Origin of the sequence: Streptomyces murinus, assembly GCF_002154555.1 — a bacterium.
GTDB classification, from domain to species: Bacteria; Actinomycetota; Actinomycetes; order Streptomycetales; family Streptomycetaceae; genus Streptomyces; species Streptomyces murinus.
Map to the genome: position 1 here is coordinate 22807 of NZ_MUNF01000138.1, position 16548 is coordinate 39354.

Consider the following 16548-nt stretch of genomic DNA (forward strand, 5'->3'; position numbering starts at 1 on the left):
GCGATTCGTCTGACGAGGGGCGATCCCTCTGACGAGGGTGGTGCGACCGTCGTACCGGTCGGCGGCGGCACTGTCGTAGCGGTCATGGCGTCGCAGGCGCCGCGCCCGCTGTAGCGTCCCGCCGCCACCCACGCCCGCGCACCCGGCACCCGCACCCGCGCGCCGTCGTGCCCTCGCGCCCGCGACAATGTCCGCCATGAGCGAGGACATGGACGACGCCGACGGCCGCCTGGCCAGGATCGAACGGCTGTTGCAGAGCGGCGAGCGTGGGCTTCAGCCGGCGTGGCGCCGGGCGACCCGGGGTGAGACGCGATGGGCCGTGACCACCGTCATGCTGGCGGCGGTCGCCCTGCAACTGGTCCTGCCGCACCGGCTCGTGCTGCTGCGTCCGGTCTGGATCCTGCCGGTGCTGGAACTGGTCCTGCTGGGCGCCCTGGTGGCGAGCAACCCCCGGCGGGTGGAGCCCAGCACGGTGTGGTGGCGATGGCTGGGGCTGCTCCTGATCGGCGTCATCAGCCTGGCCAACGGCTGGTCGGCGGGCCAGCTCGTATGGGACCTGGTGCATGGCATCGGCGGCCAGGACGCGGTGCCGCTGCTGCGGGCCGGCGCCGTCATCTGGTTCACCAATGTCATCGTCTTCGCGCTCTGGTACTGGGAGTCGGACCGCGGCGGCCCGATGGCGCGGGTGCGCGGGCAGCAGCAGTACGCCGACTTCCTGTTCGTCCAGATGCAGAGCCCCGACATGGCGCCCCCGGACTGGGAGCCGGAGTTCCTCGACTACCTGTACCTCTCGTTCACCAACGCCACCGCGTTCAGCCCGACCGATGTGATGCCCCTGTCCAGGTGGGCCAAGATGCTGATGATGCTCCAGTCGTCGGTTTCGCTGGTGACCGTCGGGCTCGTGGTGGCCCGCGCCGTCAACGTCCTCAGGTAGGCCGTCGGCATTCTCGGGCGGCGGGTGGGCGGACAGGACGGCCGGCCCCGGCGGGCTCCGGGTCGGTGGCCAGCCGGGCGTGCGTCTCGACGTCGTGACGCACCCCGTCGTACTCCAGCTTCTGCCGTTGCAGGCCCTCCACCGCGAACCCGGCCGCCATGGCGACCCGGCAGGACGCCGGGTTGTTGACCCGGTGCCCGAGTTCTAGGCGGAAGAGTCCGGCGTCGGCGAAGGCCCAGCGGGCCAGGGACCGGCAGGCGCCGGAGGCCACACCGCCGCCCCGGGCGGCCCGGGTGGTCCAGTAGGACACCCAGCCCGTCGAGTGCCGCCGGTCGATCGCGCTCACGGCCACCTGGCCGAGGACCGTGTCCTGCCCGTCCACGACGGCGAACGCGAAGGCCGTTCCCGCCCGCCACCGCTTGTGCTGCCCGGCGAGCCAGCGTTCCGCGTCCCCGGGCGAGGCCACCGGCTCCCTGGCCTGCTCGCGCATCAGGGGGTCCGCGAACGCCGTCTGGACCGCCCGCGCGTCCCCCTCCGACCAGCGCCGCAGCCACAGTCCCGGCGATGCCTCCAGATGATCACGCATCGCCGTAGTCTCCCGCATCGACGGCGCGACCGGGTGGTGGCGAAGGCGCGGAGCGAGCGCATCGACGTCACGGAGATCCCTCTCACCCGATCGGTGGACGGTTCGACGCGCGCTGTCCGGGGAGAGTGGGGTGGGGCGCATGATCCGTGCGTGCCTCCGCGCGGCCGCCGGACCGACGGCGCCCGGCATGCGGAGCAAAGCTGCGCAGCTGTGAACGCGGAGGTGAACGCCGTACATCGGCGGAAGAGCAGAATTGCATCGTTCGTTTTCTTGAATCCTTCGTGTTTGTGAGAGTAGGTTCGGCCTCATGACCGCCTCCCCGACTCCGACCACCGCCGAGGAGCTCCGCGGTGCCGGCCTGCGCGTGACGGCGGCTCGCGTCGCGCTGCTGGAGACGGTCCGGGACGGCGACCACCTCGGTGTCGAGGCGATCGCCTCCGGGGTCCGTGACCGCGTAGGCCATATATCCCTGCAAGCCGTCTACGAGGCTCTGCACGCGCTCACCGCGGCGGGTCTCGTGCGCCGCATCGAGCCGGCCGGTCATCCGGCCCGGTTCGAGGGGCGCGTCGGCGACAACCACCACCACATCGTGTGCCGGTCGTGCGGGGCCGTCGTCGACGTCGACTGCGCCGTCGGCGAAGCGCCCTGTCTGACCGCCGCCGACGACCGGGGCTTCGCCATCGACGAAGCCGAGGTCGTCTACTGGGGCGTGTGCCCCGACTGTTCCACCGGCCGCAGTTCCTGAGCACCTGGTTCCGCTTAGTTCGGAAGGATTGCCATGACTGAGAACCACGACGCGATCGTCACAGACGCGAAGTCGGAGGAGGGGAGCGGTGGCTGCCCCGTCGTTCACGACCGGGCCCTGCACCCGACCCAGGGCGGTGGCAACCGCCAGTGGTGGCCGGAGCGGCTCAATCTGAAGATCCTCGCCAAGAACCCGCCCGCGGCCAACCCGCTGGGCGAGGAATTCGACTATGCGGCGGCCTTCCAGAGCCTCGACCTCCCGACGGTGAAACGGGACATCGAGGAGGTGCTCACCACTTCGCAGGACTGGTGGCCCGCCGACTTCGGCCACTACGGCGGTCTGATCATCCGTATGGCATGGCACGCCGCCGGTACCTACCGGATCAGCGACGGCCGCGGCGGTGCCGGTCACGGCCAGCAGCGCTTCGCCCCGCTGAACAGCTGGCCCGACAACGTCAACCTGGACAAGGCCCGCCGCCTGCTGTGGCCGGTGAAGAAGAAGTACGGCCAGAAGATCTCCTGGGGCGACCTGATGGTCCTCGCGGGCAATGTGGCGCTGGAGTCCATGGGCTGCGAGACCTTCGGTTTCGGCGGCGGCCGCAAGGACGTCTGGGAGCCGGAGGAGGACGTCTACTGGGGTCCCGAGACCACCTGGCTCGACGACCGCCGCTACACCGGCGACCGCGAGCTGGAGAACCCGCTCGGCGCCGTCCAGATGGGTCTGATCTACGTCAACCCCGAGGGCCCGAACGGCAACCCGGACCCGCTGGCCGCGGCCCGCGACATCCGTGAGACGTTCCGCCGTATGGCGATGAACGACGAGGAGACCGTCGCCCTGATCGCCGGCGGCCACACCTTCGGCAAGACCCACGGCGCCGGCCCCGCCGACCATGTCGGCCTCGACCCCGAGGCCGCAGGCCTGGAGGAGCAGGGCCTGGGCTGGCGGAGCACCTACGCCAGCGGCAAGGGCAGGGACGCCATCGGCTCCGGCCTTGAGGTCACCTGGACCTCCACCCCGACCCGGTGGGGCAACGGCTTCTTCGACAACCTGTTCCGCTACGAGTGGGAGCTGACCGAGTCCCCGGCCGGCGCCAAGCAGTGGGTCGCCAAGGACGCCGAGGCCACGATCCCCGACCCGCAGGACCCGTCCAAGAAGCGTCTGCCCACGATGCTCACCACGGACCTCTCCCTGCGCTTCGACCCGATCTACGAGCCGATCTCCCGCCGCTTCCACGAGAACCCGCAGGAGTTCGCCGACGCCTTCGCCCGCGCCTGGTACAAGCTCACCCACCGCGACATGGGCCCGAAGTCCCTGTACCTCGGCCCCGAGGTCCCGGAGGAGACCCTGATCTGGCAGGACCCGCTGCCGGCGCGCGAGGGCGAGCTGATCGACGACGCGGACATCGAGGCCCTGAAGAGCAAGCTGCTCGGCTCCGGGCTCGGGGTCGGCCAGCTGGTCACCACCGCGTGGGCCTCCGCGTCCACGTTCCGCGGCAGCGACAAGCGCGGCGGCGCCAACGGCGCCCGCATCCGCCTCGCGCCGCAGCGCGGCTGGGAGGTCAACCAGCCCGACGAGCTGGCCCAGGTACTGCGCACCCTGGAGGGCATCCAGCAGGACTTCAACGCCGCGGGCGGCAAGAAGGTCTCGCTGGCCGATCTGATCGTCCTCGGCGGTGTCGCCGCGGTCGAGAAGGCGGCCAAGGAGGGCGGCTTCGAGGTCCGGGTGCCGTTCACACCGGGCCGGGTGGACGCCGGTCAGGAGCACACCGACACCGAGTCCTTCGAGGCGCTGGAGCCGACCGCGGACGGCTTCCGCAACTACCTCGGCAAGGGCAACCGGCTGCCGGGCGAGTACCTGCTGCTCGACCGCGCCAACCTGCTCACCCTCAGCGCCCCCGAGCTGACCGTCCTCATCGGCGGTCTGCGCGTCCTCGGCGCCAACCACGCCCAGGCCCAGCAGCAGGGCGTCCTCACCAAGACGCCCGGCGTCCTCACCAACGACTTCTTCGTCAACCTGCTCGACATGGGCACCACCTGGAAGTCGACCTCCGAGGACCAGACCACCTTCGAGGGCCGCGACGCCGTGACGGGCGAGCTGAAGTGGGCCGGCAGCCGTGCCGACCTGGTCTTCGGCTCCAACTCCGAGCTGCGCGCCGTCGCCGAGGTCTACGCGAGCGACGACGCGAAGGAGAAGTTCGTGAAGGACTTCGTCGCCGCCTGGGACAAGGTCATGAACCTGGACCGGTTCGACCTGGCCTGATCCACGACACGATGTCCGGGCCGCCCCTTGGTGGGCGTCCCGGACATCGTCGTCTCATCAGTGCGCCGGGAAGGAGAGGTGACGACGCTCCGGCGCGCCTGAGCCGTCAGCGGTCCAGCGCCGCCGCGCCCGCCCGGGCGTACTTCTCGTCCAGGTCGCCGGAGGGAGCGCCCGCGACGCCGATGCCCGCGACCGGGGCGCCCTTGGCGGTCACCGGGGTACCGCCCGCGAGGAACAGCGTCCCCGGGATGTCCTTCAGGGTCGGTGCCTGCGCCAGCCGCCCGGTCAGCTCCGAGGTGGGGGCGTTCCAGGACACCGCCGTGAACGCCTTGCGCTCGGCGGACTCGTAGGACTGCGGGCCCGCGCCGTCCCCGCGCAGCGTGACCAGCGTGTCGCCGTTCCGGTCGACCACCGCCACGGACACCTGCCGGCCGTCCTTGACCGCGGCGTCCAGCGCGGCGCGCGCTGCCTTCTCCGCGGCCCGCACGGTGAGGTGGGTGCTCCGGGTGAGATCGCCGGGGCGGGCCACGGCGGGCGCGGCGGCCGGGGCGGCGCCGCTCGAATCGGCGGCATGGGCGGCGACGGTGCCGACGACACCCGCCCCCACGACGGCCAGGGCGGCACCGCCGACGAGGACACGGGTACGGCGGGACGGCTTCCTACGGCTGGACATGAGGGGCAACCTTCCGGTGGCGGTGAGGCCGCGGCCGAGGTGCGGCCGGGCCGAGGCGGAATCGCTTCGGTACCGATCCTCGGCCTGTCTTCCGCCGTCTCCCGTCGATGGACCGGTGGTCCCCCGGGTCATCCGATCGGATGACCCTGCGTGCTCGGGGCGGGGGCACAATGAACCTTGTTTGCCCAGTTCAGCGCGGTGACACGGGAGGTGGTGGCGGTGCCGGAACCCGCACAGGACGACACCCGCGCCCTCACGATCGTCATGCACACGGCGTTCTTCGTGCTGCTGGGCGCGTCGCTCGCCCGCTACCTCGCACGGCACGGCGAAAGCCCCCACACCCCCTGGATCGTCGCCCTCTGCGCGCTGCTCGCCGTGCTCTACGTCCTCGGCCCCGCCCTCGGCACCCTCCCCACCCCGCGCCGGCTGACCTGGCTCGGTCTGGTCGTGGCGGCCTGGGCGCTGCTCGTCGTCCTGGCCCCGAGCTTCGCCTGGTGCGCGGTTCCGCTCTTCTACACCGGTCTGCGCACCCTGCCGCCGCGCGCCGCGATCCCGCTGGTCGCGCTGCTGACCGCGCTCGCGGTGGCCGCCCAGCTCGAACTCGCCGGCTGGCCCGACCCGAATGTGCTGCTCGCCCCGCCGGCCGTGGCCGCCGTCGCCGCCACCGTCTACGTCGTCATGCACCGCCAGGCCGCCCGGCAGAGCGACCTCATCGACGACCTGGTCCGCACCCGGCGCGAACTCGCCGCCACCGAGCGCCGCGAGGGCACCCTCGCCGAACGCGAACGGCTCGCCCGGGAGATCCACGACACCCTCGCCCAGGGCCTGTCCAGCCAGCGCATGCTGCTCCAGGCCGCCGACCGGCTCTGGGACAGCGCGCCCGGCACCGCCCACGAGCACGTCCGCACCGCCGCGCAGATCGCCGAGCGGGGCCTCGCCGAGGCCCGCCGCTTCGTGCACGATCTGACCCCGGCCGACCTCGCCGGGGGCGGCGGCCTGCTGCGGGCCCTGCGCGCGGTCGCCGCCCGCGAGACGACACCCGGACTCACCGTCCGGGTGCACACCGAGGGCGCCCCGCCCGAGCGGCTGCCCGCACCCGTCGAGTCCGCCCTGCTGCGCATCGCCCAGGGCGCCCTCGCCAATGTCCGCGAACACGCGGGCGCCACGACCGCCACCCTCACCCTGACCTGCCTGGACGACCAGATCGTCCTGGACGTCATGGACGACGGCGGCGGCTTCGACCCCGCCGAGGCGCGCCGCGACGGCGCCGGTGGTGAGGGCCGCGGCCACGGTCTGCCCGCCATCCGCGCCCGGCTGCGCCAGCTCGGCGGCACCCTCACCATCGAGTCGGCGCCGGGCGAGGGTACGGCCCTGTCGGCGGCGATCCCCCTGGAGCGACGATGACCGAACGCCCGGTGCGCATCCTGGTCTGCGACGACCACGCCGTCGTACGCGCCGGACTGCTTGCCCTGCTGCACAGCGCCCCGGACATCGAGGTCGTCGGCGAGGCGGGCAGCGGCGAGGAGGCCCTGGCGCTGGCCCGGAAGACCGCGCCGGACGTCGTCCTGATGGACCTCCAGCTCGCGGGCATCGACGGCGTCGAGACCACCCGGCGGCTGTGCGCCACGAGCCCCGCGCCGCACGTCCTCGTGCTCACCACGTACGACACGGACGCCGATGTCACCCGGGCCGTGGCGGCGGGCGCCACCGGGTATCTGCTCAAGGCCGAGCGCGCCGAGGACCTGTTCACCGCGATCCATGCCGCCGCCCGGGGCCGCCCCGCGCTCTCGCCCCCGGTCGCCGACCGCGTCATGTCCCGGCTGCGCAACCCCCGCCCCACCCTCACCCCGCGCGAACGCGACATCCTCGCCCAGCTCGCCCAGGGCCTGCCCAACCATGCCATCGCCCGCGCCCTGTTCATCAGCGAGGCCACGGTGAAGACGCATCTGCGGCGCATCTACGACAAGCTCGGCGTGGACACACGCGCCGGCGCGGTCGCGGTGGCGAAGGAACAGCGGCTGCTGTCCTGACCGGGACGTCGTCGGCGCGGACTCGGTCCCGGCCCCTTCAGCGGCGCAGTGCCTCGAACGCGTCCCGGGCCGCCGCACCCATCGCCAGTTCGATGTCCGGGGCGAGACCGGCCCGCCGGTCCGCGCGGGTGAGCGCGGCCATGGCCACCCGGTCGCCCGACTCCGCCTCCACCACACCGATCTCGTGCCGCAGATGCAGGAACGTGCCCGTCTTCCCGCTCCACCGCAGCGAGTCCGCGCGCAGCTCGCACGCCAGCCGCTGGGTGAAGACCTGGCAGCCCATCAGCCGCCGCAGCTCGGCCGTCGCCCCGGGTACGGCGATCTCGTCGCCCCACACCCGCCGCAGCAGGCCGACGAGCGCCGCCGCCGAGCCCGCGTTGGCGTGCGCCGGATCCAGGGTCTCGATGGTGGGCAGACCCGCCCGTTCGTCCCGTACGGCCAGCTCCAGCGCGAGCGAGAAGTCGTTGCCGGCGGCGCCGACCGCGCACTCGTACATATGGTTCATCCGGTGCCGCATCCGGATGCCGTCGTACCCCCACGCCCGCAGCCGCGCGTCCACCTCCGCCACCGGCACCAGGTCGAACAGCGCGTCCGCGGCGGCGTTGTCGCTCACCGACAGCATCAGCAGGAGCAGATCTCCGACGGCCACGGTGGCCGGGTGCCGGAACGCCGAGAGACCGGTGGAGCCGACGCTGCTCCATGCCGGATCGACGGTCACCGGCCGCGCCGCGTCGAGTTCTCCGGCCGCGATCCGGTCCAGTACGACCAGGGCCAGCGGGACCTTCGCGACGGACGCGAGGGGCACCGACTCATCGATGTCGAACCCGAGTCGCTCGCCCGTGTCCAGGTTCAGGGCGAGGAAGGAACCGCGCACCCCGAGCGCCGACCAGTCGGCCGCGACCGTCTCGGCGACATCCAGCAGGGCACCGTCGTCGCCGACGCACACGGGCCGGTGCCGGCTGCCGCTCGCCTCCACCGCGCTCATCCGCGGGCCGCCAGACGGGCGGGAGCGTCGCCGACGGCCCGCGGACCACCGGCGTCACCGTGGCCTGCCGCTCCAACTGCCGTGCCCAGCAGTCGGGTCAGCCACTGCGGTACCTCCGGTGTGCCTCGGGGACCGGGTGGCGCGCTCACGTCGTACCCCCGGTGCAGAGCGGTGTCGCCCAGGGGCGCCCACCGGGCGTCGTACCGGCGTGCGTACGACTCGGTGCACAGCAGCAGGGCGCGCCCGGCCAGGGTCTCGGTGAGCGCGTCGGCCGCCGGTCCCGCCGGTCCGATCCGTCCCTCGGGCAGCCCGGCACGTGCGACGGCCCGGGCGAACCGGTCCTCGAAGCAGGGGACTTGGTCCTCGGCCAGGACGAGGAGCGGCAGCGGGGACACGGGCGGTTCGCCGGTACGGCGGCGACGTGGCCGTAGCTCTTCGAGGTGGAGGGCGCGCGGCGCCTCCCGGGTGTCGGCCGGTGCGGAGGCCAGTCCCAACGGCACCCGGAAAGCGGCCCGTTCCGGTGCGACACGGAGAAGCGCGTAGGCGAGCGAGCCGTCACTCAGGCCCGACTCCCGCTCAGTGGGCGGTAGTTCACGCATGCCGAGGGTGATCCCGCGCTCGGTACCGGCGCGCAGGGCGCGGGCCAGGGCGGCCGGGGCGCAGTCCGCGGGCACGCCGACGGCACGCACCCGCGCGTGCCGGGCCGAGTGGGCGGCCTGCCGTAGCCGCTGGGCCCGGTCCAGGACGTCGCGGGCGTAGGGGAGGAGCAGTACGCCCAGCTCGGTGGTCGTGACCTGGCGCCGGGAGCGGTCGAACAGCAGACCGCCGAAGTGGCCCTCCAGCGTCTTGATCCGTCGGCTGAGCAACGGCTGGGCGATACCGAGCCGGTCGGCCGCCCGGGAGAAGCTCGCCTCGTCGGCGGTCGCCACGTAGGCCTCCAGATGCGCCAGTAGATCCATCCAGTAGTCATATCAATAAGGCATGACACCTGCACAGTTCACTCTTGGACATGAGCGCCCTCGTGCTGTTTCGCTGTTCCCCACGGATCACCCCGCCCGACAGGGCATGACCTGGGAGGACTTCACCATGACCGCTTCCGGACCGCTCGCGCGCCGTGGCCTGTTGAAGGCAGGCATCGCGCTCACCTCCGCGGCCGCCGTGGCGTCCACCGGGCGGGCCGCCGCCGCCCCGGCCGCCCCGACCTCCGGCGAGTTGGCCGACCTGGAGCGGCGCTACGGCGCCCGGCTCGGCGTGTACGCGCGCAATGTGCGCACCGGGCAGGTGCTCGCCCACCGGGCGGGTGAGCGGTTCGCGATGTGCTCGGTGTTCAAGGCGTTCGCGGCGGCCGCGGTGCTGCGTGACGAGGCGCGCTGCGCGCCGATGGACAAGGTGATCCACTATCCGCCGCACGACCTGCTGCCCAACTCGCCCCGCACGGAGGAGAACCAGGCCACCGGGATGGCCATGGCCGAGGTGTGCGCGGCGGCGATCCAGTACAGCGACAACGCGGCCGGCAACCTGCTGCTGCGCCAGCTGGCCGGGCCGGCCGGCCTGACCCGGTTCTTCCGCTCGCTCGGCGACGAGGTGAGCCGCCTCGACCGGTGGGAGCCCGAGCTGAACACGGCGATCCCCGGGGACCCGCGCGACACCACGAGCCCCGAGGCCCTCGCCCGCAGCATCGAGCGGCTGGCCCTCGGCCGTGCCCTGGCCGCCCCCGACCGGGAGCGGTTCGTCACCTGGCTGAAGGGCAACACCACCAGTGGCGCACGGTTCCGCGCCGGGCTGCCCGAGGGCTGGACCATCGCCGACAAGACCGGGACCGGCGACTACGCGAGCGCCAACGACATCGGCGTCGCCTGGACCACCCGGCGGACCCCCGTCGTGCTCGCCGTCCTGTCGACCAAGGAGGGCAAGGACGACAAGGACGCCCCGGTTGACGAGGCGCTCATCGCGGAGGCGGCCCGCATCGCCGCACGGACGGTGGCACCGGGGGAGTGAGGAGCGGAGGGGCGGGGAGACGGCGTCGAGGCCGAGTCCGCTGAGGGCGGGCCCACCACCGGGGTCGGCCGAAGGGGTCGGCGGAAGGGGCTCGGGGCCCGCAAAAGGCCCGCGGAATCGGGGTGATGCGAGGTCGGGCCCGCCGAAGGTCCGCACCAGCCTGGGCCGCCAGGACCGGGTTCGCCGAAGCCGGGCTCACCGCCGGGCTCGCCGAAGCCGGGCTCACCGCCGGGCCCGTCGACATCAGCCCGTCGGCATCAGCTCGTCGACATCAGGTCTGCCCCGGCCGTTCCCCCTGTGCCGCCTGGAGGTCGGCGAGCAGCTCCGCCTGTTCCGCGAGGACTCCGGACAGGATCGTCCGTGCCACCCGCAGCAGCTCGGCCACATGCGGGCTGGTCAGGGAGTAGTAGACGTTCGAGCCTTCCTTGCGGGTCTTGACCAGGTTGGCGCGGCGCAGCACGGCCAGTTGCTGGGAGAGGTGGGCGGGTTCGATGCCCACCTCGGGCAGCATCTCGGCGACCGCGTACTCGCGTTCGCTGAGCAGTTCCAGTACGCGGATACGGGCCGGATGGCCGAGCGTCTTGAAGAATTCGGCCTTCAGCTGGTACAGCGGCTTGCTCACCGGACCGTCCCTTCACCGGCCCGGCGGCCCGCCCCCTGCGGCCCGGTCCCGGCCCGTCCCATCCACCCATACGTCAGCACCATGGGGTCCATCCTCACCCGGAGGCCCCGCGGTGACCGAATCGGCCCCCGGACACCCCGCGGACCGGCCGTCGCCGGCCGGTCCGCGGGGCTCCGCTGCTTATGCGCTCGGCCAGCCGCCGTAGGGAACGGTGAGCAGTTCCATGGCATGTCCGACCGGATCCATGAAGTACACGCCCTTGCCACCATCGTTGTGGTTGATGGTGCCGGGGTGCTTCTGGTGCGGGTCGGCGTAGTGCTCTATGCCGCGCTCGGTGATACGGGCGTACGCGGCGTCGAACTCCTTCTCGGAGACCAGGAACGCGTAGTGCTGCGGGGTGATCCTGTCCTCGGGGACGGTGGCGAAGTCCAGCGTGACGCCGTTGCCCAGGGCGACGGCCACGAACGGGCCCCACTCCCCGGTGATGTCCAGGCCCACGATCTCGGTGAAGACGCGGGCGGACTCCCGGTTGTCCCGGGCGTGCACGATGGTGTGGTTCAGATCGACCGACAAGGAATGCCTCCAGAGGCATCTCCCGGCACCTCCATGCCTCACCCGGACGGTGACCGGCACGCGATGCCACCGTCCAGTGTAGTCAGCCGTTCGGCGGAGCGGAGAGGGCAGGATTCGAACCTGCGCGGGCCCCGAAGGGCCCGACCGTGAGCTGTGCTCGCTGGTCCCCGATAAACCACTCCGGGCACCTCTCCCTGGGATCTCCGGGATTGCTGTGATCCCGGCTGTCCCTGTGACCGGTTCCGGTTTCCCGTCCCGCTCACAGGAACAACAGTGCCAGGAGGCGCTGACCGGGGACTGACCTACCGCTGACCCAGGGCGCCCGTCAGGGGGCGACGGGTGCCACGGCGCGGAGCGGGAGCGCGATCAGCAGGGCGAGCGCGACCAGGGCGCCGCTGACCCACAGCGGACCCAGGTCCGTGCCGGCGAGGGTGGCCGAGGCGAGGAGGGGTCCGGTGGCGGCGCCGGTGTTGAGCGCGGCGGTCGCGTACGAGCCCGCCATGGTGGGGGCGTGCGCGGCCTCGTACCGGACCCGGGTGATCAGGGTGCTGCCCAGCGCGAACGACAGCGCGCCCTGCACGAGGACCAGGGTCAGCAGGGCGACCGGCCGGTGCGCCAGCAGGGCCGGCGCGGGCCAGCCTGCGAGCAGCAGCGGTCCGCCCACCGCGACGACGAGTCCGGGGCGCCGGTCGGACAGCCGCCCCGCGACACCGACCCCGGCGAGGGAACCCGCGCCGAACAGCACCAGGGCGACGGAGATCCACAGCTCGCCCAGCCCCGCGGTGCCGGTCACGACGGGGGCGAGGAAGGTGAAGCTCGCGAAGGTCGCCGCGTTGACCAGGGCGCCGAGCAGCATCACCAGGAGCAGCCGTGGCCGCCGTAGCTGCGCCAGTTCGGCCCCCAGCGCCCGGGCCGTGCCCGGCTCGGGGCGGCGCCCGGGGATCGAGCGGAGAATGCCCGCCGCCGCGGGCAGGCACAGAACGGCTACGGCCCAGAACGCGGCCCGCCAGCCGAGCAGCGTGCCCAGCACCGAGCCCGCCGGGACGCCGACGATCGTGGCCACCGTGGTGCCCGACAGCAGCACCGCGAGCGCGCGGCCCTTGCGGTCGGGCGGGACCAGCGCGGCGGCGGTCGTCAGTGCCACGGCGAGGAATCCCGCGTTCGCGAGCGCCGCGACCACCCGGGACACGAACAGCACGGGCAAGCCGGTGGCGACGGCGCCCACCGAGTGGGCCGCCGCGCAGAGGAGGACGAAGCCGAGCAGGGCGGCACGGCCGGACCGGTCGCGGGCGAGGGCCGCCATCAGCGGGGCGCCGACGGCCATTCCGATGGCGAAGGCCGAGGTCAGCAGGCCCGCTGCGCCGATGGTGACACCGAGGTCCGAGGCGATGTCCGGTACGAGACCGGCGAGCATGAACTCCGAGGTGCCCATGGCGAAGACGGCGAGGGCGAGCGGATAGAGCGCGAGAGGCATCGAGGGTGACTCTGGGGTGAGGAGAAGCACGAGACGGTCATCTCGTCACCGCGGTCAGCACCCGGGGGCACACGCGTCCGGCCGTAGCGCGCGAAGGCGCGGCGGAACGGTGGTGAGGTCAGTGGTTCCGGGGGCTGACGGCGTGACCGAAAGCCCCCACCCTGTCCGACTCAGGACTCGACATGGCCCCGAGACTACCCGAGCGACTCCCGGAGCCCGTAAGGGATTTCGCCTGGTCTCCCCCGGGGGACGTCCCGCCCGGGCAGGGACCGTTCGGCCCAAGGCGGGCAGGGTGGGGCGGCCGTAGGGTTTTTGATCGTGCGGCGTCGGGTCCGGCCTCCGGTGGGGGGAGGCCGGACCCGACGGTCTCCGGATGCCCCGGCGTACCCAAGTGGTAGGCGGGGTGTCCCGGTGGTAGACGTGGTACGAGCCAGGGCCCCGGCGAGGAGTGAGCGAGCATGGCAGAACGCCCCACACCCGGGCACGGCGAACCGCAGCCGGAGGACGGTCGCGCGCGGGGCGACCTCGGACGCCGGCTCCAGCGGCGCCGGGCGGAACTCGGGCTGAGCCGGGAAGAAGTGGCCGAGCGCGCCGGCATGGCCGAGGCGTACGTCGCCCATCTGGAGCAGCACAGCACTGCCGCACCCGACTCCGGCACCCTGCTGCGGCTCGCCGGAGCGCTGCGCACCAGCCCCCAGGAACTCGGCGGCGGATACTCCGGGCTGCCGTCCGGACTGGGGCAGGCCGCCCGCGATCCCCGGATGGGCGAACTCGACGAACAGGAGTGCAGGGAGCTGCTGTCGACGCACGGCGTCGGAAGGTTCTCCCTCAGCACCGAGGGCGCGCCCGTCGTCCTCCCGGTGAACTACACCGTCGTGGACGGCGCGATCGTGTTCCGGACCCGCGAGGGCTCGGTGATCACCCAGGGCCTCGACCGTGAGGTGGCCTTCGAGGTGGACCGGGTGGACGACGCGTTGAGCGAGGGCTGGAGCGTACTGGTGCGGGGGACCGCCCGCGTGGTGAGCGACCCCGGCGAGGCGGAGCGGCTGGCCGAGCGCGCGTACAGCACCCCGTGGGCCGGCGGGGGCCGCGATCTGTGGGTGCGGATCGAACCCACGGCGTACACGGGCCGTCGTATCGAAGCGGGATGAGAGCGACGGGGGTTCGGCGCGGACGGATCTCGCCGAGCCCCGCGCTCCGCCGCACGGGCCTCACCCCGGGCGCGCCACCCCTTCGGGGGTTACCGACGGCACCAGATTGACCACTCCGACGACTCCGTCCAGCCGCCAGGCCGCGAAGCCGGCGCGGGCGATGGCGCCGCGCAGTTCCGCGCCGCCCGCGAGGGTCACGATGCCGTCCCGCACGGACACGGTGACGGCCTCCGGCGGCAGGCCCAGCTCGCCCGACACGATCTCCTCGGCCACCTGGCGGCGGATCTCGTCGTCCCCGCGCAGAAAGACCCGGAGCAGGTCACGGCGGGTGACGATGCCGATCAGCCGGTCCTCCTCGTCCACCACGGGCAGCCGCTCCACACCACGCCGCTCCATCAGCCGCGCGGCGTCGGAGACCCGCTGCTCGGGGTGGACGGTGACGGCGGGCGTCGACATCAGTTCGCGCGCCGGTGACTCCCGTGCCGGCTCGTCGGGGGCCTGCGCCTGCCGGGCGGCCCGTTCGCGCACCAGGTCGGAGGCCGAGACGACGCCGAGCACCTTGTCGTCGTGGTCGATCACCGGCAGCCCGCTGATCCCGTACCGGTCCAGCAGCCGGGTCACGGCCGCGGACGACATCGTCTCCGACGCGGTGACGACATCGCCGGTCATCACCTCGCCGATCGTGCTCTGGATCACGGCTCTTCCTCCTTCAGGGTGGGCGGGCCCGCTTCGCCGGCTGGCGGTCGATGTCCCGCCTTCGTGAGCCCGCTCGACGCCCCGGCCACGCGCGTCCCCGCTGTCCGTTTCGAGCCGGTACCACCAGCGTGCCGCCTCCGTCGCCCGGGGCCGAGGGCCGGGCGCCCCCGTGAACGGGACCTTTGGTCCTGTACCCGGACCCCTTCCGGCTCCGCCGGAGTGGGCGGACCGGCCGCCCCGCCACCGCGCTAGGGCCTGTCTGACAATTCCCGTCTGCCGCGCGACGCCATGCACGCACTCTCGCGGCACCGGGCGCAGACCCAAGTACGTCCAGTACGAGGGCCTACGCCCGGCACCCCGAGAGCACGCACCTGACGCCGCGCGGCCGCCCTCCGGGCGACGACGGGAATTGTCAGACAGGCCCTAGGGGCCGCGCCCGGACGGTGCCCGGCCCCATGCCCGGACGGTGCCCGGCCCCGTGCGTGCCGCCCGAGGACGTGCGCCGTCGCCGGTCGGGGGCCCGGTCGCCCGCCCGCGTCGGCGGGGCGCTTCTCCAGGGGACGCCCGGCCTCCGGACGACCCACTCGGCCCACGGGCGCGAGTCCCCTTCACGAGGCACGCTTGTCGTACGGGAGAGCGCTCGGTGGACGGCGGGAAGCGTCGGGTCGGATCCGGAGGGACACGTCATGGCTGGTCATATCGCGGTGGGAGTCGACGGGTCCCCGCAGAGTGTCGCCGCCGCTCACTGGGCCGCGCAGGAGGCGGTGCGCCGGGGTGCCGAGCTGGTCGTGGTGCACGCGTGGGTCACCCAGGTGCGGTCGGCGCCGCTGGCGACGCGGGACAGCACGGAACGCGGCTGGGCGGAGCGCGTGCTGCGGGAGGCGGTCGACAGCGTGCGCGCGGCGCATCCGACGCTGGCCGTGACCGGCAGGCTGATCACCGAGTCGCCCGTGCCCGCGCTGCTGTCCGTGGCCGCCGAGACGGACACACTGGTGGTGGGCACCCTCGGGCTCGGCCGGGCCGCCGGGGTCCTCGTCGGCTCGGTCTCGCTGCGGGTCGCGGGCCGCGCCCCCTGCCCGGTGGTGCTGGTCCGGGCGGGCCGCAGCGCCGCCGACGAGCATCTGCCGGCCGCTCCCGGACTCGCGCCGGACGAGATCCCGAGCATCCCCTACCGTGCCGTCGTGCTCGGCCTGGACGTCGACAGCGCCTGCGACGAGCCGATCGGGTTCGCCTTCGAGGCCGCCCGGCGGCGCCGCACCGAACTGCGGGTGTGCCATGTCCACGAGCCGGACGGCGGCGCCGGACCCGAGGGGGCGGCCGCCGCCGAGCACGCCGTCATCGCGCTGCTGCGGCCCTGGCACGAGAAGTACCCGGACGTGTCCGTCGCCACGACCGTCACCGAGGGCCGGGCAGGGGACGAACTCGTGCGGGCCACCGACGGCGCGGGACTCGTCGTGGTGGGGCGCCGGATCAGCGGCAGCAGGCTCGGCGAGCGCCTCGGCCAGGTCGCCCACGCGGTCGTCCAGCACGCCGAGTGCCCGGTCGCGGTCGTCCCGCACGACTGAGCACGGCGGAGAGCCGTACGAGGCCGTACGAGCCGTACGAGAGGGATACGAGAGGGAAGCGGGCAGGATGTGTGGACCGAACGCCCGTCAGCGGGCGCCCCGGTGCACCACCTGCCCGCCCGTCACCGTCAACTCCACCGGTGCGTCGGCGAGTTCGTCGGCGGACGCGAGCACGGGGTCCACGCCGAACGCGGTCAGGTCGGCGCGGAACCCCGGCGCGATACGACCCGCTGCCCCCGACTCGCCCGCCGCGGCGG

General features: G+C 73.3%; 16 protein-coding genes and 2 pseudogenes. 8 read left to right on the top strand and 10 right to left on the bottom strand.

Annotated elements, in window-relative coordinates; genetic code table 11:
- The first annotated feature begins 196 nt into the window (after positions 1–196).
- A complete protein-coding gene (locus CCN72_RS10655; protein WP_085563405.1) occupies positions 197–934 on the top strand; it encodes a hypothetical protein in 738 nt (245 codons plus the stop codon).
- On the opposite strand, the gene CCN72_RS10660 is transcribed toward CCN72_RS10655, so the two are convergent.
- Positions 927–1520: a GNAT family N-acetyltransferase gene (locus CCN72_RS10660; RefSeq protein WP_086807306.1), complete on the bottom strand. Its 594-nt coding sequence runs from the start codon at positions 1518–1520 to the stop codon at positions 927–929. The genes CCN72_RS10655 and CCN72_RS10660 overlap by 8 nt on opposite strands.
- Positions 1521–1827: 307 nt before the next feature.
- On the opposite strand from CCN72_RS10660, the gene CCN72_RS10665 reads away from it, so the two are divergent.
- Both CCN72_RS10665 and katG read left to right on the top strand, forming a co-directional pair.
- A complete protein-coding gene (locus tag CCN72_RS10665) occupies positions 1828–2265 on the top strand; it encodes a Fur family transcriptional regulator (RefSeq protein WP_085563407.1) in 438 nt (145 codons plus the stop codon).
- Between the two features lie 33 nt (positions 2266–2298).
- On the top strand, positions 2299–4524 hold the full coding sequence (gene katG / locus CCN72_RS10670; RefSeq protein WP_086807307.1) for a catalase/peroxidase HPI: 2226 nt from the start codon (positions 2299–2301) through the stop codon (positions 4522–4524).
- Between the two features lie 106 nt (positions 4525–4630).
- On the opposite strand, the gene CCN72_RS10675 is transcribed toward katG, so the two are convergent.
- Entirely contained in the window at positions 4631–5197 is a 567-nt protein-coding gene (locus tag CCN72_RS10675; RefSeq protein ID WP_086807308.1) for a GlcG/HbpS family heme-binding protein, read from the bottom strand.
- A gap of 264 nt (positions 5198–5461) precedes the next feature.
- On the opposite strand from CCN72_RS10675, the gene CCN72_RS10680 reads away from it, so the two are divergent.
- Together CCN72_RS10680 and CCN72_RS10685 are read left to right on the top strand one after the other, a co-directional pair.
- On the top strand, positions 5462–6601 hold the full coding sequence (locus tag CCN72_RS10680; RefSeq protein WP_208637968.1) for a sensor histidine kinase: 1140 nt from the start codon (positions 5462–5464) through the stop codon (positions 6599–6601).
- Positions 6598–7227, top strand: coding sequence for a response regulator (locus CCN72_RS10685; protein WP_086807309.1), 630 nt, complete (start codon positions 6598–6600; stop codon positions 7225–7227). Before CCN72_RS10680 ends, CCN72_RS10685 begins: the two co-directional genes overlap by 4 nt.
- A gap of 37 nt (positions 7228–7264) precedes the next feature.
- On the opposite strand, the gene CCN72_RS10690 is transcribed toward CCN72_RS10685, so the two are convergent.
- Together CCN72_RS10690 and CCN72_RS10695 are read right to left on the bottom strand one after the other, a co-directional pair.
- The gene (locus CCN72_RS10690) at positions 7265–8212 is read right to left on the bottom strand and encodes a serine hydrolase (RefSeq protein ID WP_086807310.1); all 948 of its coding nucleotides are present in this window, start codon (positions 8210–8212) and stop codon (positions 7265–7267) included.
- Complete coding sequence (locus CCN72_RS10695) at positions 8209–9171, bottom strand: LysR family transcriptional regulator (protein ID WP_086807311.1); 963 nt, start codon at positions 9169–9171, stop codon at positions 8209–8211. Before CCN72_RS10695 ends, CCN72_RS10690 begins: the two co-directional genes overlap by 4 nt.
- A 127-nt stretch (positions 9172–9298) precedes the next feature.
- On the opposite strand from CCN72_RS10695, the gene bla reads away from it, so the two are divergent.
- Positions 9299–10210, top strand: coding sequence for a class A beta-lactamase (gene bla, locus CCN72_RS10700; protein WP_086807319.1), 912 nt, complete (start codon positions 9299–9301; stop codon positions 10208–10210).
- Between the two features lie 271 nt (positions 10211–10481).
- Here bla and CCN72_RS10705 read toward each other — a convergent pair whose 3' ends face one another.
- The 4 genes and pseudogenes from CCN72_RS10705 to CCN72_RS10715 all read right to left on the bottom strand — a co-directional run bounded on the left by CCN72_RS10705 (position 10482) and on the right by CCN72_RS10715 (position 12879).
- Positions 10482–10832: an ArsR/SmtB family transcription factor gene (locus CCN72_RS10705; RefSeq protein WP_086807312.1), complete on the bottom strand. Its 351-nt coding sequence runs from the start codon at positions 10830–10832 to the stop codon at positions 10482–10484.
- A gap of 180 nt (positions 10833–11012) precedes the next feature.
- Positions 11013–11405, bottom strand: a complete 393-nt coding sequence (locus CCN72_RS10710; protein ID WP_086807313.1) for a VOC family protein — start codon at positions 11403–11405, stop codon at positions 11013–11015.
- A 99-nt stretch (positions 11406–11504) separates the two neighbouring features.
- A pseudogene (locus CCN72_RS38940) lies at positions 11505–11599 on the bottom strand.
- Positions 11600–11730: 131 nt separating this feature from the next.
- On the bottom strand, positions 11731–12879 hold the full coding sequence (locus CCN72_RS10715) for a Cmx/CmrA family chloramphenicol efflux MFS transporter (RefSeq protein WP_086807314.1): 1149 nt from the start codon (positions 12877–12879) through the stop codon (positions 11731–11733).
- 458 nt (positions 12880–13337) lie between these two features.
- Here CCN72_RS10715 and CCN72_RS10720 point away from each other — a divergent pair, with 458 nt between their 5' ends.
- Positions 13338–14030, top strand: coding sequence for a helix-turn-helix domain-containing protein (locus CCN72_RS10720; RefSeq protein WP_086807315.1), 693 nt, complete (start codon positions 13338–13340; stop codon positions 14028–14030).
- 60 nt (positions 14031–14090) lie between these two features.
- On the opposite strand, the gene CCN72_RS10725 is transcribed toward CCN72_RS10720, so the two are convergent.
- Entirely contained in the window at positions 14091–14726 is a 636-nt protein-coding gene (locus tag CCN72_RS10725; protein WP_341868870.1) for a CBS domain-containing protein, read from the bottom strand.
- Between the two features lie 686 nt (positions 14727–15412).
- Here CCN72_RS10725 and CCN72_RS10735 point away from each other — a divergent pair.
- Complete coding sequence (locus tag CCN72_RS10735; protein WP_086807317.1) at positions 15413–16291, top strand: universal stress protein; 879 nt, start codon at positions 15413–15415, stop codon at positions 16289–16291.
- Positions 16292–16378: 87 nt separating this feature from the next.
- Here CCN72_RS10735 and CCN72_RS40405 read toward each other — a convergent pair.
- A pseudogene (locus CCN72_RS40405) lies at positions 16379–16548 on the bottom strand (amidohydrolase); the annotation flags it as partial.

Bases quoted from the DNA above. Each gene is read 5' to 3' on its own strand.
- CCN72_RS10690 (WP_086807310.1), bottom strand. From the start codon at position 8,212: ATGAGCGCGGTGGAGGCGAGCGGCAGCCGGCACCGGCCCGTGTGCGTC.
- CCN72_RS10735 (WP_086807317.1), top strand. From the start codon at position 15,413: ATGGCTGGTCATATCGCGGTGGGAGTCGACGGGTCCCCGCAGAGTGTC.
- CCN72_RS10655 (WP_085563405.1), top strand. From the start codon at position 197: ATGAGCGAGGACATGGACGACGCCGACGGCCGCCTGGCCAGGATCGAA.
- CCN72_RS10675 (WP_086807308.1), bottom strand. From the start codon at position 5,197: ATGTCCAGCCGTAGGAAGCCGTCCCGCCGTACCCGTGTCCTCGTCGGC.
- CCN72_RS10660 (WP_086807306.1), bottom strand. From the start codon at position 1,520: ATGCGTGATCATCTGGAGGCATCGCCGGGACTGTGGCTGCGGCGCTGG.
- bla (WP_086807319.1), top strand. From the start codon at position 9,299: ATGACCGCTTCCGGACCGCTCGCGCGCCGTGGCCTGTTGAAGGCAGGC.
- katG (WP_086807307.1), top strand. From the start codon at position 2,299: ATGACTGAGAACCACGACGCGATCGTCACAGACGCGAAGTCGGAGGAG.
- CCN72_RS10680 (WP_208637968.1), top strand. From the start codon at position 5,462: ATGCACACGGCGTTCTTCGTGCTGCTGGGCGCGTCGCTCGCCCGCTAC.
- CCN72_RS10665 (WP_085563407.1), top strand. From the start codon at position 1,828: ATGACCGCCTCCCCGACTCCGACCACCGCCGAGGAGCTCCGCGGTGCC.
- CCN72_RS10715 (WP_086807314.1), bottom strand. From the start codon at position 12,879: ATGCCTCTCGCGCTCTATCCGCTCGCCCTCGCCGTCTTCGCCATGGGC.
- CCN72_RS10720 (WP_086807315.1), top strand. From the start codon at position 13,338: ATGGCAGAACGCCCCACACCCGGGCACGGCGAACCGCAGCCGGAGGAC.
- CCN72_RS10685 (WP_086807309.1), top strand. From the start codon at position 6,598: ATGACCGAACGCCCGGTGCGCATCCTGGTCTGCGACGACCACGCCGTC.
- CCN72_RS10695 (WP_086807311.1), bottom strand. From the start codon at position 9,171: ATGGATCTACTGGCGCATCTGGAGGCCTACGTGGCGACCGCCGACGAG.